The sequence below is a fragment of the Ruegeria sp. BE3 genome, from assembly GCF_056538865.1.
Window position 1 is genome coordinate 125,848 of record NZ_JBQFTW010000006.1, and the last position, 14,450, is coordinate 140,297.

12 protein-coding genes and 1 tRNA gene are annotated in these 14,450 nt (G+C 57.7%); 4 read left to right on the forward strand and 9 right to left on the reverse strand.

Annotated features, from left to right (window positions below; all coding sequences use genetic code 11):
• Positions 1–3: 3 nt before the first annotated feature.
• Complete coding sequence (locus tag ACR0AZ_RS14850; RefSeq protein WP_480667755.1) at positions 4–1,215, reverse strand: winged helix-turn-helix domain-containing protein; 1,212 nt, start codon at positions 1,213–1,215, stop codon at positions 4–6.
• Positions 1,216–1,221: 6 nt separating this feature from the next.
• Positions 1,222–2,322 carry a LacI family DNA-binding transcriptional regulator gene (locus tag ACR0AZ_RS14855; RefSeq protein ID WP_480471410.1) on the reverse strand — a complete coding sequence of 367 codons (1,101 nt, stop codon included), beginning with the start codon at positions 2,320–2,322 and terminating at the stop codon, positions 1,222–1,224.
• Positions 2,323–2,360: 38 nt separating this feature from the next.
• On the opposite strand from ACR0AZ_RS14855, the gene ACR0AZ_RS14860 reads away from it, so the two are divergent.
• A tRNA-Arg gene (locus ACR0AZ_RS14860) sits at positions 2,361–2,437 on the forward strand.
• 1,051 nt (positions 2,438–3,488) lie between these two features.
• Here the strand turns inward: ACR0AZ_RS14860 and ACR0AZ_RS14865 are convergent.
• The 7 genes from ACR0AZ_RS14865 to ACR0AZ_RS14895 all read right to left on the reverse strand — a co-directional run bounded on the left by ACR0AZ_RS14865 (position 3,489) and on the right by ACR0AZ_RS14895 (position 12,449).
• Entirely contained in the window at positions 3,489–4,544 is a 1,056-nt protein-coding gene (locus tag ACR0AZ_RS14865) for an ABC transporter ATP-binding protein (RefSeq protein ID WP_480667756.1), read from the reverse strand.
• Positions 4,544–5,791 (reverse strand): MGH1-like glycoside hydrolase domain-containing protein, encoded by a 1,248-nt coding sequence (locus ACR0AZ_RS14870; protein ID WP_480667757.1) that lies wholly within the window; start codon positions 5,789–5,791, stop codon positions 4,544–4,546. The genes ACR0AZ_RS14865 and ACR0AZ_RS14870 overlap by 1 nt, the downstream gene beginning before the upstream one ends.
• Positions 5,792–5,796: 5 nt before the next feature.
• A complete protein-coding gene (locus tag ACR0AZ_RS14875; RefSeq protein WP_480660188.1) occupies positions 5,797–7,005 on the reverse strand; it encodes a carbohydrate ABC transporter permease in 1,209 nt (402 codons plus the stop codon).
• Positions 7,005–8,237, reverse strand: coding sequence for a carbohydrate ABC transporter permease (locus tag ACR0AZ_RS14880; RefSeq protein ID WP_480660189.1), 1,233 nt, complete (start codon positions 8,235–8,237; stop codon positions 7,005–7,007). The genes ACR0AZ_RS14875 and ACR0AZ_RS14880 overlap by 1 nt, the downstream gene beginning before the upstream one ends.
• Positions 8,238–8,294: 57 nt before the next feature.
• Positions 8,295–9,650 carry an ABC transporter substrate-binding protein gene (locus ACR0AZ_RS14885; RefSeq protein WP_480667758.1) on the reverse strand — a complete coding sequence of 452 codons (1,356 nt, stop codon included), beginning with the start codon at positions 9,648–9,650 and terminating at the stop codon, positions 8,295–8,297.
• 29 nt (positions 9,651–9,679) lie between these two features.
• Positions 9,680–10,807, reverse strand: coding sequence for a LacI family DNA-binding transcriptional regulator (locus ACR0AZ_RS14890; protein ID WP_480667759.1), 1,128 nt, complete (start codon positions 10,805–10,807; stop codon positions 9,680–9,682).
• 154 nt (positions 10,808–10,961) lie between these two features.
• Positions 10,962–12,449, reverse strand: coding sequence for an ArnT family glycosyltransferase (locus tag ACR0AZ_RS14895; RefSeq protein ID WP_480667760.1), 1,488 nt, complete (start codon positions 12,447–12,449; stop codon positions 10,962–10,964).
• A 117-nt stretch (positions 12,450–12,566) separates the two neighbouring features.
• Here ACR0AZ_RS14895 and ACR0AZ_RS14900 point away from each other — a divergent pair, with 117 nt between their 5' ends.
• The 3 genes from ACR0AZ_RS14900 (at position 12,567) to ACR0AZ_RS14910 (ending at position 14,409) form a co-directional block, all read left to right on the forward strand.
• Complete coding sequence (locus tag ACR0AZ_RS14900) at positions 12,567–13,328, forward strand: glycosyltransferase family 2 protein (protein ID WP_480471418.1); 762 nt, start codon at positions 12,567–12,569, stop codon at positions 13,326–13,328.
• Complete coding sequence (locus ACR0AZ_RS14905; protein ID WP_480471419.1) at positions 13,325–13,624, forward strand: lipid-A-disaccharide synthase N-terminal domain-containing protein; 300 nt, start codon at positions 13,325–13,327, stop codon at positions 13,622–13,624. Before ACR0AZ_RS14900 ends, ACR0AZ_RS14905 begins: the two co-directional genes overlap by 4 nt.
• Before the next feature lie 122 nt (positions 13,625–13,746).
• Entirely contained in the window at positions 13,747–14,409 is a 663-nt protein-coding gene (locus tag ACR0AZ_RS14910; RefSeq protein ID WP_480667761.1) for a GNAT family N-acetyltransferase, read from the forward strand.
• Positions 14,410–14,450 lie beyond the last annotated feature (41 nt).

The following is a 14,450-nucleotide window of genomic DNA, read 5'->3' on the forward strand; positions in this document are numbered from 1 at the left end:
ACCCTATTTAGGGTCTTTCAGCCAGTTCTCCGCAAATTCCACATCCCCGAGCGCTGCAAATCGGCGTACCCGGTCCAGCTCGGCCTGCAGCCGTCGGGTGCGCGCATCTGACCAGCGCAGCTTGCGCTCGGGCCACACTGCCCGGACATGCAGCAGGTCCCGATCCCGCTGCGCCTTCATGTCGACCCGCCCAATCAGCCGGTCGCCCTCCAGCAACGGAAATACGTAATAACCGTAGACGCGTTTGGGCTCGGGTACGAAAACCTCGATCCGGTAATGAAAACCGAATAGCCGCTCGGCGCGGTTCCGGTCGCGCAACATTGGATCAAACGGGCTGAGCACCCGGATCCGACCAGGGGCAGGCTCCAAAGCAGCGGCTTCATCGCAAAGGCCGGGGCGTGCAAAAACCTTCCGCGCATTCCCGTCTGCGCAAGTGATAGCTATTTCCTCGATATGACCCTGTGTTAGAGCCTGTTCACACCATGTTTTGGCCTCGGCGGCGCTGACCGTATCCCAAAAGGCTGCCAGCTCACCGGATGTCGCGAATCCCAATCGGTCGAGTGCTGCGTTGCACAACCAATCCACCGTGGCTTCGGCATCGCATGAGCCTCCGGGGCAGAGATGAGTGTCGATCACGCGCTCGGTCAGGTCATAGCGTTTCTGAAACCCGTCCCGGCCCACAACCGTCAGTGCGCCCGACCGCCAAAGATATTCCAGCGCGGTCTTGGACGGATGCCAGTCCCACCAACCGCCCGAGCCCTTTTTCTCGTCCTTTCCAACATCAGAGGACCCAACCGGGCCATGATCGCGGATATGTTGCAGGACCGTTTCGAACTTCTGCTCAAACCCGTCGCGCCGCCAGTTCTTCCAACGCGCTTTCAGCATGTCGGCATCGCGCAGAAATCTCAGATGCCAATGACGATAAAACTCCATCGGAATCACCGCGGCGTCATGTGTCCAATGCTCGAACAACGCCCGGTCGCGTTCATAAAGCCGCTTGAGGTGACGCGCGCGATAGCTGGGTCTGCGCGCATATAGGATCATGTCATGGGCGCGGGCGACGGTGTTGATGCTATCCAACTGAACGAACCCTAACCGATGGATCAGTTGCAACAAATCCTCGCCCTTGGAGCCGCCTGCGGGTTGCTCCAGCAGCGCATGGCGGTCCATGAACAGGGCACGCGCCGCCCGATTGTCCAGTCGTTGCAGCGCCATGACGTCTTAGCGCCGTTTCAGCGTATCACCATAGCTGATCTTGGGGGTCAGGGTGACGCGGGTTTCGACCTCTGCCTCCGGATCAGCCAGCTTTGCCGCGATGATCTGGGCAGCGGTACGCCCGATCTCGGTCCGGCAGGCATCCATAGTGGCCAGCTTGCGCGGCAGACCCTGCAACAGCTCCACATTGTTGAAACCGGCAAGGCCGATCTGACCAGGAACATCTATCCCCTGATCCAGCAGATACAGCAGCCCGCCTGCGCCGATCATGTCGTTGGAATAATACAGAAAATCCAATTCGGGTGAGCGTTCCAGCATGGCTTGCGTCATCTCGCGCCCCTTGGCCAACGCCGAGCCACCCGAGTAGAACTCGCGATCTTCGATCTCGACCCCGTGCTTGCCCAGAACCTCGGTGAAACCCTCGAACCGTTTCCGGGCGCGGTGGTCCAGAGGCATCTTGGTGCCCATAAAGCCGATATGCTCATATCCGGCCTTCAGGATCGCCTGCGCCATTTCGCGCCCGGCGCGTCGATGCGAAATCCCCACCATCGCGTCTACGGGCTTGCCATCGGTGTCCATGATCTCGACCACCGGAATGCCGGCCGAATCCAGCATGGCGCGCGCGGCTTCGGTGTGCTCCAGCCCGGCAATGATCACGCCCGAAGGCCGCCACGAGAGCATCTCGTACAGTACTTTCTCTTCCTTCTCGGGCAGATAGTCGGTGACGCCGACCACTGGCTGCAGCTCGGTATCCTCCAGCACTTGATTTATACCAGTCAGCACCTCTGGGAAGACCATGTTGGACAGAGACGGGATGATCACCGCCACCAGATTCACCCGGCTGGACGCCAGCGCGCCTGCGATCTTGTTGGGCACATACCCAAGCTCTTTCGCGGCGGCCAGAACACGGGTTCTGGTGGCGTCCGAGACATCCCCTCGATTGCGCAGCACCCGGCTGACCGTCATTTCAGACACTCCGGACGCTTCTGACACATCACGAAGGGTAAGCGGGCGTTTAGTTTCTGTTGTCACCGGGATACCTGCATTGTTGTTTCGCCGATGGTAGCGTGAACAGGGCAATCTGTTCAACACTTGTGCAAAGCCCATGACAATCCAAAAAAACCCCGCTACAGAAAACGTCGCGCGGCCCCGTGGCTCAACTGGATAGAGCAGCCCCCTCCTAAGGGGCAGGTTGCAGGTTCGAATCCTGCCGGGGTCGCCAGACTTCTCTAAAAAAGTATTTATTTTCCATACCTTAGATTGTTCTTTCGCTTCGAATGATTGGTTCGTTCAAACTGACCGTTGGGTGGTGGGGAAGACTTCAAGTCAAAAGGTGCTTCATCTTCTCGTGCGTCATGCATTATCGATCATCCTAGCAAGAAAACTCCTACGGCCATCATAAGGAATTCTTAGCGGTTCTTTAAGAGTAACCTCGGCTTAACTCGAGGATATCCTAACCGGGTCTTCACTGCGTTAGCATCGTCTTCTCAGAACTATTGCATTTCAGCCAATGACGAAAACCTCAAATTATTGTCGGTGTTTTCAAAAGCAGTCATTGGCGCAACCGCAGCCAAAAGGTGCTCTGTCCGCTTTCCAGCCATCTGACACCTGATATTGAACTTCCGAAATGTGCGGTTCAGAACCTTCTGCACGAGCAAACGCCCGCATTGCTGCCGTTGCTAGTTCTATGCGCTGCATTTGCCGCGAAAGTCGGCTTGGTGGCCCGATACAGCTTCAAGTCATGACCGGCCAGAAAAAAGAACAATAATAACAACAACAATAAACCCCCCGTTTTTTGAAGTCGGTTTTCAAATCCCCCACCCCTTCTTCAGCGAACCAAAAATAAGAACGTTGGTTCGTCCACCTATGCCAGTATCGGTTTGATCTGAGTGTAACATACACAACCTACGTTGATGTTGTGTATTGAAGCGGTGAGGAGTCTAGGAAGTACCTGTATTTTTAGAAGCTGTTAACTATGGAACCCAAAGTTACCGATTTTCCGCAAGGTGACACAAAGGGTGACACATGAGCTTTCACCGTTGACATAAGTTATTGATAAAAATAAAAACTTAGCTTCGCAATGCGGTAACCAATCCTGCCGGGGTCGCCAGCCTGACTGATATCATTAGGAAAATGTTGCGAGGGTGCTGGCCGCACAGGGTGTGGGCCAGCAATTGTTGTGGTTCAGGGGCATCTCGGCTTTTCATTACGGTCGAGGTGTGACCCATTCATTTGAACTGACTGAACAGCTTCAAGCAGAAGGTCAGCCGAATTTATTCCAGACTCAGCGCGTCGCCGTTTTCGTCGAAGAAGTGCAACATATCAGTCGGGAATTGCAGGCCAATATTTGCCCCCGGTTTGAGGTCTGTGTCCCCGTTCAGGCGAACGGTCACTTTCTCTTCCGTACCGCAATCCACGATCAGGAACGTGTCTGCCCCGAGGTATTCGATCACTTCTATGACGCCATCGCTTTGGCCGTCTCCTGCCGCGACCACTTCGATGTGTTCGGGTCGGATGCCAAGCCTGTTGGCAATTCCAGACCCAGAAAAACTGCCACCTCTGCCACGTTCCAGAGTGTAGCTGCCATCTTGAGCAGTGCAGGGTAATATATTCATTTTCGGACTGCCGATGAACTGCGCCACAAATAGATTGGCCGGGCGTTCATAAAGCTCTCGCGGGGTGCCGACTTGCGCGATTTTACCGTATTCCAGCACCACGATGCGATCAGCCAAGGTCATCGCCTCGACCTGATCATGCGTCACATAGATCATCGTTCGCTTCAGGTTTTGGTGAAGCTTTGCAATCTCATACCGCATTTCGACCCGAAGGGCTGCGTCGAGGTTTGAGAGAGGCTCGTCGAACAGAAACGCCGTCGGATCACGTACGATGGACCGGCCAATGGCGACGCGTTGACGCTGACCGCCGGACAAGTCCTTGGGCCGACGTTCCAGGAAGGGCCCCAGCTTCAGTACTTCGGCGGCTTTGTTGACCTGCTCGGCGATCTCAGCCTTCGAGACCCCGGCCACCTTGAGCGAGAAGCCCATGTTTTCAGCGACCGTAAGGTGCGGATAAAGCGCGTAGGATTGAAAGACCATTGTCAGCCCCCGCTTGGACGGCGGATGGTCCGTGACGTCGCGGTCATTGATCAAAAGCGAGCCACGCGAGATGTCTTCAAGCCCGCCAATCATGCGCAGCAGCGTGGATTTTCCGCAGCCGGATGGGCCCACGAAGACAATGAACTCACCCTCTTCGATCTTAAGGTCGACACCTTTGATGACCTGAGCCGTGCCGAACCATTTTTCGACTGATTTTAGTTCGATGCTGCCCATTAGTTCCTCCCTGCCCAGTGCAGCCAGACAGCCGCAGTCCAGGTGAATGAATTTCCTCCGGCGGGGCTGCCGGTGAGTGGATCGTAATATTCCGCAAAGCCGTTCGTTGCGATCAGCTGCGCGGTTTTCAGACGTAGTGCTTCGGCTTCTGACAGGTGCCCCATGTCAGCCAGTCCGAACCCAATCAGCATGTTCATGAAACCCCATGTGGGGCCTCTCCAATACCTGCGCTGGTCGAAGTTGGGCATCGCCGGGTCATAGCTGGGAACTGGATATGGCACATTCGCAAGCACCGCCTGCAACCGTTCCAGCATTTGCAGTGAATCAAGGCCCGCATACCAGCAAAGATACGACGCGTTAGAGACGCTTCCTGCCCATTCACCAGTCAGCGCATCGCGCGAGTCGAACGAGTTCAGCGTTTCGTTCCACAATGACCGAGCGCCGGCGTTGAGCTTCTGAATGTCATCGCTTAGCCCATCTGCCGCAATACCAAGCCTTTCGCTGATCACGAGCAGATCGCGCGCGGCGCGCAGGGTGATGAACGTCATAGTGGGATCGGCGACCCGGAATGGGTTCAGGCCCAGCAGTTTCTGCTGATCCCAGCCGACCTGGCACCCGATCTGAACCAGTTTGATATACCGATCATAGTCGTACTTTGTTGGTCGATCGGCGCTGTTGACGTGGCTTGTGTCACGCCGCTGATAGTCTCCAACGCCTGTGGGGTCGACGCCTTTCATCGCCTTGTCCCAGTCGGGCGCGTTATCCCGGCCAGCTTCCCACGGATGTGTGGTGCAAACCGCGCCGTGTTCGTCGAGTCGCCATCTCATGATCCAGCGATGCCACGCCAGCAGAGATGGGAAGAGCGCGCGAACGCGGTCCGCGCCCGCATCGCCGTCTTTTTCCCAGATTTTCCGCGCCACAGTTGCAGCCACCGGGGGCTGAATGATGCCAGAGGACGGGATCGGCCCATGGCCACCCCAGACATCCGGACCGGGGTAATATCCATCATCCTGTTTGTGGAACAGGATGTGGGGCACCATTCCATCGTCCCACTGGCCTGAGAACAGCGTTTCCAGTTCGACCCATGCCCGGTCTATGTCGAACTCGGCAAAGCCAAGCGCCGCAATCGCGCTGTCCCAGTTCCATTGATAGGGGTACAGCCCCTCGGTCGGGATGGTGTAGCCGCCGCGATCATTGGCAACCAGTATGTTGCGCGCCTCGCGGTCGGGGTTTGTATGTTGGTTCATCTCAGTCATCCTTTGACGGACCCCGCAGTCAGGCCCTTGGTCATGAAACGTTCAAGTCCCAGGAACAGCGCCATGATCGGAACGGTGGCGATCACCGCACCGGCCATCAGATGCTGTCGGGGAATTTCCGAGGAATTCAGCATCGTGACGCCTCGGGTCAGGGTGAATTTCGACGGGTCGTCCAGCAGCATGAAGGCCAGCAGGAACTCATTCCATGCGATCATGAAGACGTAGAGCGAGACCGACGCCAGCGCAGGTAGGCTAAGTGGCAGGGTAATTTTCCAGATCACCGCCAGCCGCGACAGCCCATCCATCAGACCGGCCTCTTCCACCTCCGTCGGCAGGCCACGGAAATAACCTTGCAGCATATACAGCGCGACCGGGATCGTGGTGACCGGGTAGATCATGACGATGCCAAGGATTGAGTTGCGCAGCCCGGTCAGTGAGAATGCGATATAGATCGGCAGTGCCAGAACAATCATTGGCACCATGTAGATCAGCAGGATCGAGCGTGAGAACGCCTTTTGCCCTTTGAACCGGAACCGTGCCACCGCATAGGCACCGGGGACGCTGAACAGCAAGGTGATGAACACCGTCAAGACTGAGACATAAAGCGAGGTCCACAGATAGGTGCCGAAGTTGAAATCCCGAAACAGCTCGGTATAGCTGCGAAACAGCGCGGTGCCTTGCGATAGATCGACCGAGAAATCCAGCGGGTTCTGCAACAGGGCCTGCTGCGATTTCAGGCTGGTCATTACCATCACATAGAACGGGATGATCACAATCGCGGTGAAGAAGATATAGCCGAAACCCGTGCAGAACCGGATCACCGCCGCTTCGTATTCATGACGCGTGAGTTCTCCGAACGGCGTCTCTTGCAGGATTGCTGCCATGGACAGGTGCATCACAACCGCCATCGCCACCACAGTGACCAAAACCGCCTGCAACGAGGTGTCCGAGCCGATCAGAACCGGCCCGAACCCGGTCAGGCAAGACAGGCCCAACAGTGCGGATATACCCAGACGAGCCGGTGCGCGCTGCGCCGGGAAGCGGACATAGATCAGACCGGCCAGAGCCCCCCAGATCAGGCAGAGCAGGACCTGAGGTCGGAACGCTGCCCCGGTTGAAAATGACATGGTGATGGCGACAGTTGTGGCGATCACCACCAGCCAGAGCGCGCCCAACAACGGCGCGGTTATATACCCTTTGCGCATCACAAACCCTCCTCACGGCTGATGAAGCGGAAGAAGACGAAGCTGAATGCGATCAGGCAGAGCAGGATTACTACAGCCACCGCCGCGCCTGCGCCGATGTTTGAAATCGCAAAGGCCTGTTCATAGACATTCACCGTCAGCGTGCGGGTACCCGCGTTGCCGCCGGTCAGCAGGAAGATGTCGTCGAACTTGTTGAACGTCCAGATGAAGCGCAGCAGGAATAGTACCGACAGGATGCCCAGCAGTTGCGGGATGCTCAGCAGCCAGAACTTCTGGAATGGTGAGGCTCCATCCATATCCGCTGCTTCATACATGCTAGAGTCGATGGATTGCATCCGCGCCAGAATGAACAGGAAGGACAGCGGGAAATAGCGCCAGATCTCGAACACTGTCACCATGATCAGCGCCAAAGGGCGTTCCCCGAAGAAGTTGATCGGTTCACTGCTTAGTCCCATCTGCACCAACAATGCGTTGGCAGAACCTGAGAACGGGTCGAACAAGGTGACCCATGTGAAGGCCACAGCGATGACTGGCGCCACATAGGGGAACAGATAGAGGCCGCGTATGAACCCTTGTCCTTTGAAGCTTTTGTTCAGCAACAAGGCTGCAAACAGGCCCATCACCAAAGCCCCGATGGTGCCGACAACGGTGTAGAACAACGTGACCCATAGAACGCCCCAGAACTCGTCACCGTCAAAGACACGGGCGAAGTTTTCCAGGCTGAATTCAAAGTTGGTAAGCACGCTGGGCCCGCTGCCGGTCAGGTCGGGTTCGGAGCCTTCGATCAGGTCCTCAAACGCGTCTGGATCACCGTCCACTGTAACGGGGATGCGGATACGTTCGCGCTGCCCGCCTTCCAGAGTTCCAAAATCACAGAACAGGTTTTGCCCGTCCAGAACGCAGGGGCTTGTCACCTCGCGCGCCGTTACGCCGTCTGGCAGAACATCGGTCAGGGTGACGCCGCCAACGGCGATCTCCTGGCTTGAGTTGCGCAGACGGTATTCGATCCGCAGATCGTCGCCGGATCCGCGCAGACTTTCACGAACGACCGGTGCAGGCGGGCGCAGGTCGGACAGGGTGAACGGTTTGAAGCTGATCCAGATGATCGCCAGCAAGGGCAGGATCACCACAAGCGATACACTGATCACGGTCGGAGCCAGCAGCGTCCAGGCCAGACGCGCCTCGCGTTTGGCTAACGCCCCGGTTCCTGTCGGTGGGGTGGCCGAAGTCATGGGATACCTCGAAGGGTTGGGTGCAGCGGCGCATTCGCCGCTGCAGATGTCACAAGGTTACTGAACCTTGGCGAGTTCGTCGTTCATCGCGGCCACCGCAGCGGCTGCATCAATTTCGTCATCGATATACTGACGCACGACCCGGTTGATGGCCTGGCTATTGATCATTTTGGACGCCAACGCCAGCTGACCCTCGGCGACGCCCCAGCGCTGCGCCACGTCCAGACCACCAACGATCTCGTCGATCATCGCCTGATCGTACAGCTCGCCCAACGGCGCCTTGCGATCGACACCGACGGGCAATTCGGCCCAGGCTTCGGAGAAGGCGGTTGGGTTGTCAGCATTGCCGCGACGGACCGGGAACTTACCCTCGGGCGCGATGGCCAGCGTCTGGGTATAGCCCTGATCCATGGCGTATTTCACAAACTCCATCGCCGCGTCGGTATCCGCGTCGTTGGTGATGCCAAAGTAACGAACGTCACCCCAAGCCGCGCCATCCGGATTGGACGGGCCAGCGAAGTTGGTCACGATACCGGTTTTCGACGCAAGATCGCGCGAGGTCGGATCATCGTTGATGGTGGGCGGGGCGCTGTCACGCAGACCGGCCAGTTCATCCAGAATGAACGGAGACCAGATGATCATCGCGGCTTTGCCATCAAAATACAGCTCGCGCGATTGCTTCCAGAACAGCTCACCCGGGGGCGAGGCTTTCGAGATCGCTTTGTAGAAATCCAGCACCTCGGTGGTTTTTGCCTCATCCAGCGGCTGGAACCCATCGGGACCGACCGGGGTCACGCCATTGGCAAGGAACACATGCTCAAGAACCTGACTCATGAAGTTCTCGTCCACCTTGGTGGCGGCGACAAAACCATACATCTCGGGCGGGTTGTGCAGCTGCTCCAAAGCGGCGACAACGTTATCAAAGGAATTAGGGGCCTCAAGACCGGCCTCATCGAACAGGTCCTTGCGATAGACGACCATCTGGGTCCAGCCATCAACCGGGACTGATGCGGTTTCGTCATTGAACGCCGCCATGCCAAGCGCACCGGGGGCAAACGTGTCGACGCCCAGTTCTTCGATCACCTCGGTCGCGGCTTCGGTGTCCAGAATGCCGGCCTCGGCCCAGGGCAGCGCGTATTGCAGCGGGTGATAAACCACATCGGGCAGATCACCTGCGGCAAAGGCGGCTGTCGCGCGGGTGCCCAGATCGGTTTCTGTGACCGGGATAACCTCGACAGTCGTGCCCGTTTCAGCCTTGAACTGATCCGCCATTTCCTGTTGCTTGGCCAACCGCTCGGGCTGTTCTTCGGTGGTCCAAAAGCGGATCGTATCCGCCTGCGCCGACACCGCCGTCAGTATCAGCGCAAGCGATGTTCCAAGCATCATTCGCGATGCTGTAGGTGCAATTTTCATAGTCGGTCTCCTCCCCGGTTATGAACGTTCTAAAGTTGGATTTTCCGGGCCAGCTCCTCGGGGGTCAGCCGCGGTGGCCCGTCGGATTCGCGCTCGATCAGCACAGCCTCGCTCAGCTCGCGCAGATCAGCGGGTGCTTCACCGCGAGTCTGGCGGATCAACATGGTTGCAAGGCGTTCACCGGCACGCTGAGAGTCCACGCTGAAGGTAGTCAGCCCGGGACTGACATATTGGCATTCGGGTATGCCGTCATATCCCAGGATTGAAACGTCGCGCCCGATCTCAAGGCCCAGTTCTGTGCAGACCGGATAACACCCCAGCGCGGCCAGATCCGTTGCAAACACGATCGCTGTTGGCGGGCGACCTAATGTCAAAAGCGCGCGCGCCTCAACAGCACCTTCTTCGCGCGTGCGCGCGCCTTCCCGGATCAGCTCAGGATCGGCGGGCAGACCTGCGGCCTTGAGACCTTCGAGATACCCGTCGCGGCGCAGATGGCTGTAGTTGAATTTCGGATCGCTGCCGACATAGCCAATGCGCGTATGGCCAAAACGGACGAGTCGATCAACCGCATCCCGTATCGCCGTTTCGCCGGAGATATCGAACCAGGATGTGTCATGCTGCGCGCCCGCTTGCCCGTATCCGGTACGTCCATAAAGGATAAACGGAACTCCCAGCTCTCTGAGGTATTTCACGCGCGGGTCGTCGACCTCGGTCCGGGGCAGGATGAACCCATCGGCCTTGCGTTCTTCGACAAGCCGCCCCAGTACTTCAAGCATGTCTTTCTCGGACTTCGCCGTGGAGATTGTCATTGTCCAATCTGACGCGCTCGCCGCTTCGCACGCGCCTGCCAGAAAGTCTTGAAGAAAAGGATTATGCCGGTCTGGTTCTTCGCTGTTGATCACCATTGCAATGGCGCGCACCCGCCCGGTTCGGATGGCCTGCGCATGGCTGAGCGGACGATACCCCATCTTACGCGCTGTGACTTCAACGCGCTTTCGCGTGCCCTCAGAAATATCCGGATACCCGTTCAAGGCGCGCGACACGGTGCTTTTGGAAAGCCCGAGATGCTTTGCCAACTCGTCCAGCTTTACCCTTTTGGGGGACGAGAGGCGATGCGGTGAAGACTGACGCCTTTGCAGTGTTGGATTCGTTATCATTCCCTATTAATTCGTACCGAAACCGGTTTCGGCAACGAAAAAATAAAACATGCTCAACGCTGCCAGAGGCGATGTTCAGGAATGCCTGGAAGAATCGAAGGCCCAGTCTAGGGTTGCAAAGCCCCGAGGCGATACAGCCATTACGGTCAAGGTCCTATTGGTTGATCAAGCTGTCCGCTGTCCAATAGACAAATTTTGTCCCGTCAACAGGCTGCCGGGCGAGACCGTCTAGGTCATCGGCAATTTGATCAAGCTCTTTCGCGCGGCAAACACCGCGCAACGGGCCGGAAACATAGCCAAACCGATCCAGATAACCGCGCAGATCAGGGCGCCTGATATAAACGAAACGCTGATCGGGTGACGCATAGACCGAGGCTGCCCCCAGCGGCAGACGGTGCCGGTTGTCAAAGCCGCATACCACCAGTGTTTCGCCGGGCTGAACCATGGATTGCAGCGGCTCAAGCAGGTCCTGCAGGTCAATGCCGAACTGTTCGGCCGTGGTGGGGTGGCTATAGTCGACGGATCGTTTCAGCGGACCTTTTTCGGACAGGCAGAGCACTGCGATCAGCAGCACGCGCACCCAAAGCCGTTTCGAGATCAACATGATACCGCCCGCAGCGCCAACCATCAGCATTGGCAGGATCAGCAGCGTATAGCGGTCATAGACCTTTCCCGATGCCATCCACATGCCCAGGAAGAAAACCACGGCTATCCCGGTTACGGCCAGCAGGCGGGGGCGTCCAAACTTGAAGGGCAGGAAGAACAGCCCGATCAACCCCACCAGCCGCAATCCCGGCGCGTTGCCCAGAATGATCTCCGAGAGTTTCTTCAGACTTCGGTCGGAAACGCTGGGTGCAAAACGATCCAGCATCTCGGTACGCACACTGCCTTGAAACTCGGCCCCAAAGCCAAAGCGCAGATATTGAAACAGTGGCCAGAAGAAAGCTAGCAGCAGACAGGCCGCCATGCTCCACAGGAATGTCCGGTTTTTCCAGATCTCACTTGTGGGACGGTCCTGCCAACGCTGCGTCAGGATCAAGGTCAGCAAAGCGATCGCCAGAAAGGCCAGCGGTGTCGGGCTTTTCTGCATCCCGGACAGAAACACCGTAACGGCGAACCAGGGCCACAGGCGCGGACGCTCAAAAGCGGCCAGCATGATGGCGACGCCAAGGGTCGAGAAGAACATCGCGCCATTGTCCAGCATTGCCGAAGTGGCGTGACCCCAGAAATTCTGAGAGCTTGAGACCAGCAGTACCGCAGGCAGCATCAGCCAGGGATGATCCGGCACCATGACCCGTGCGAGCCAAGCGGTCGCGATCAACGTGCCCAGCGCAAACAGCATCGAAGGCAGGTGCAGGGCTGTCATATGTGACAGGCCCATCTCGATCATCGCCGCCGTCATCCAATATTGCAGCGGAGGTTTCTTCAGGCTGGGTTCGTTCTGTGAAAAGACCGTGAACCAATCGCCGTTGCGGGCAAAGCCGAGGCTGCGGTCATAGGTGAAGAACTCATCGATCTTCGACAGCCCGTCCTGTCCCAGCCCGATCGTGTACCAGCACCACAGAATCGCGATGACGATGCCCGTCACGATGTAAGGCGCCCAGTCATGCGCCAGAAGGCGTTCGGTCGATTTGACGTTCACCACGCCCACCTTTCGATCAGTTGTGCTGAAACCCGCTTTTCGGCTGGCTGGCTACTTGAATTTACGCTCCTGATCAATCACAAGCCATGGTGTCTGAATCAAGAACACAAATTCGTCATGCCCAGCGATACTCAGCCTCAGTCCGATAGCCGACCCACCGTGTCTGTTGTCATCCCCATGCATAATGAGCAAGGCGCCGCGGCTGATCTGCTGCAAGGCATCTGTGCTGCCGCTGCGGATTTGCCGGCGTTCGAGATCATCGCTGTCGATGACGGCTCGACAGACGGCACCTATGAGGCGCTGAAGACGTTCCAACAATCCTGCCCGCAACTGCGTATCCTGCAGCACAAACCTGCCGGAGGGCAAAGCGCCGCTGTTCATTCGGGCGTCCAGGCCGCGCGGGCCGAGATTTGCTGTACGCTTGACGGTGACGGCCAGAACCCGCCCGAGGAGCTGCCAAAGATCTGGTCTCCGCTGTTGGCGGATGACAGCGGGCAGATCGGTCTTGTGGCCGGGCAGCGGCTGGGGCGGAAGGACACCGTTTCGAAAAAACTGGCCTCGCGCGCGGCGAATGCGCTGCGGGGATGGATGCTGAAGGACGGCACCCGCGATACCGGATGCGGGTTCAAGGCCTTCCGAAGGCAGGCCTTTCTGAACCTGCCCTATTTCGATCACATGCACCGCTATCTGCCCGCGCTGTTCAAAGCCTATGGCTGGCAGGTCGCGCTGGTTGATGTCGCACATCAGCAGCGTCTGTCGGGGCAATCCAAATATACCAATTTCGGCCGTGCGATGGTCGGCATCTGGGATCTGTTCGGCGTCGTCTGGCTGATGCGCCGCGCCAAATCGGTCTCGGCAAAAGAGGCGGGACGGTCGTGAAAGAAGCCATTCTCGAAATCCTGCGTGTCGACAGTCCGACGGAGGCGCTTTGGGTCTTTATCGGCCTTGCCGGGCAGCTGATGTTCAGCGCCCGGTTCATCGTTCAGTGGATCACCTCGGAACGGGCCAAGAAGTCGGTCATCCCGATGGCGTTCTGGTATCTGTCCATCGGCGGCGGGCTGATCCTGCTCAGCTATGCGATCTATCGCCGTGATCCCGTCTTCATTCTCGGTCAGTCGATGGGCCTGTCGATCTATCTGCGCAACATTTTCCTGATCCGGGCTGAAAACCGCTAGGACCTCGCGCACGTTGTTGAGAAACCGGCCCACTCAGCGGGTCTCGGCTTATCTGAATCCTTGTGTGAACAAGTTATTTCTCGTTTTTGAATCATCTGTGCTAGTATCGCGCGGATAGATTTTTGTATTTGTATTCGGAGGCTTTGCCTTTGCCCAATGCTACACCCCGGTTGTTCCGGCTGCGTCCGCTCGAGAAGTCGGACATGGAAACGGCTGCGCGCTGGTTTCAGGATGTGCATGACCTTGCACTGTTTGACCGGACGTCACGCGTTCCGCTGAATCTGATGCAAACTGAACAGATGTGGGAAGAGGCGCTCAGCTCCGCGCCCGATTGCAGGAAGTGCTGGTTCATCATCGAATCCGAAGGCGGTGACGCGGTGGGTATGATCGGGCTCGAAGCGATTTCACAGGTCAACCGCGACGCCGTGATCCCGATCTTCATCGACAAATCCGTGCGCCGCCATGGCGTCGCTGTCCGGGCGATTGCGCTGCTGCTGGATTTTGCGTTCCGGCAGTTGGGGCTCAACCGGATCACGTCGTATTACCGGGCCGATAATCACAGCAGCCGCGATCTGATCAGTCAGGTCGGCTGCCAGATCGAGGGCACCATGCGACAGGCGTGGTTCGCAGACGGACAGTTCCACGACATGGTGGTTGTTGGCATGTTGCAGCAGGACTGGACCGCACGGCGACAGGTTCTGGCGCAGGAATTGCATTCCGATACTGTGGTCAGTTTCGGCTCGGCCGATTGGAGCTGGCCGCCCCGGGCGGATTGCGATGACTGAAATAACGCCTGTATCGAGGCAGATTTTGCTAGAGTACACTC

Bases quoted from the DNA above. Each gene is read 5' to 3' on its own strand.
- ACR0AZ_RS14865 (WP_480667756.1), bottom strand. From the start codon at position 4,544: ATGGGCAGCATCGAACTAAAATCAGTCGAAAAATGGTTCGGCACGGCT.
- ACR0AZ_RS14890 (WP_480667759.1), bottom strand. From the start codon at position 10,807: ATGATAACGAATCCAACACTGCAAAGGCGTCAGTCTTCACCGCATCGC.
- ACR0AZ_RS14900 (WP_480471418.1), top strand. From the start codon at position 12,567: ATGCCCAGCGATACTCAGCCTCAGTCCGATAGCCGACCCACCGTGTCT.
- ACR0AZ_RS14870 (WP_480667757.1), bottom strand. From the start codon at position 5,791: ATGAACCAACATACAAACCCCGACCGCGAGGCGCGCAACATACTGGTT.
- ACR0AZ_RS14885 (WP_480667758.1), bottom strand. From the start codon at position 9,650: ATGAAAATTGCACCTACAGCATCGCGAATGATGCTTGGAACATCGCTT.
- ACR0AZ_RS14850 (WP_480667755.1), bottom strand. From the start codon at position 1,215: ATGGCGCTGCAACGACTGGACAATCGGGCGGCGCGTGCCCTGTTCATG.
- ACR0AZ_RS14880 (WP_480660189.1), bottom strand. From the start codon at position 8,237: ATGACTTCGGCCACCCCACCGACAGGAACCGGGGCGTTAGCCAAACGC.
- ACR0AZ_RS14855 (WP_480471410.1), bottom strand. From the start codon at position 2,322: ATGGGCTTTGCACAAGTGTTGAACAGATTGCCCTGTTCACGCTACCAT.
- ACR0AZ_RS14875 (WP_480660188.1), bottom strand. From the start codon at position 7,005: ATGCGCAAAGGGTATATAACCGCGCCGTTGTTGGGCGCGCTCTGGCTG.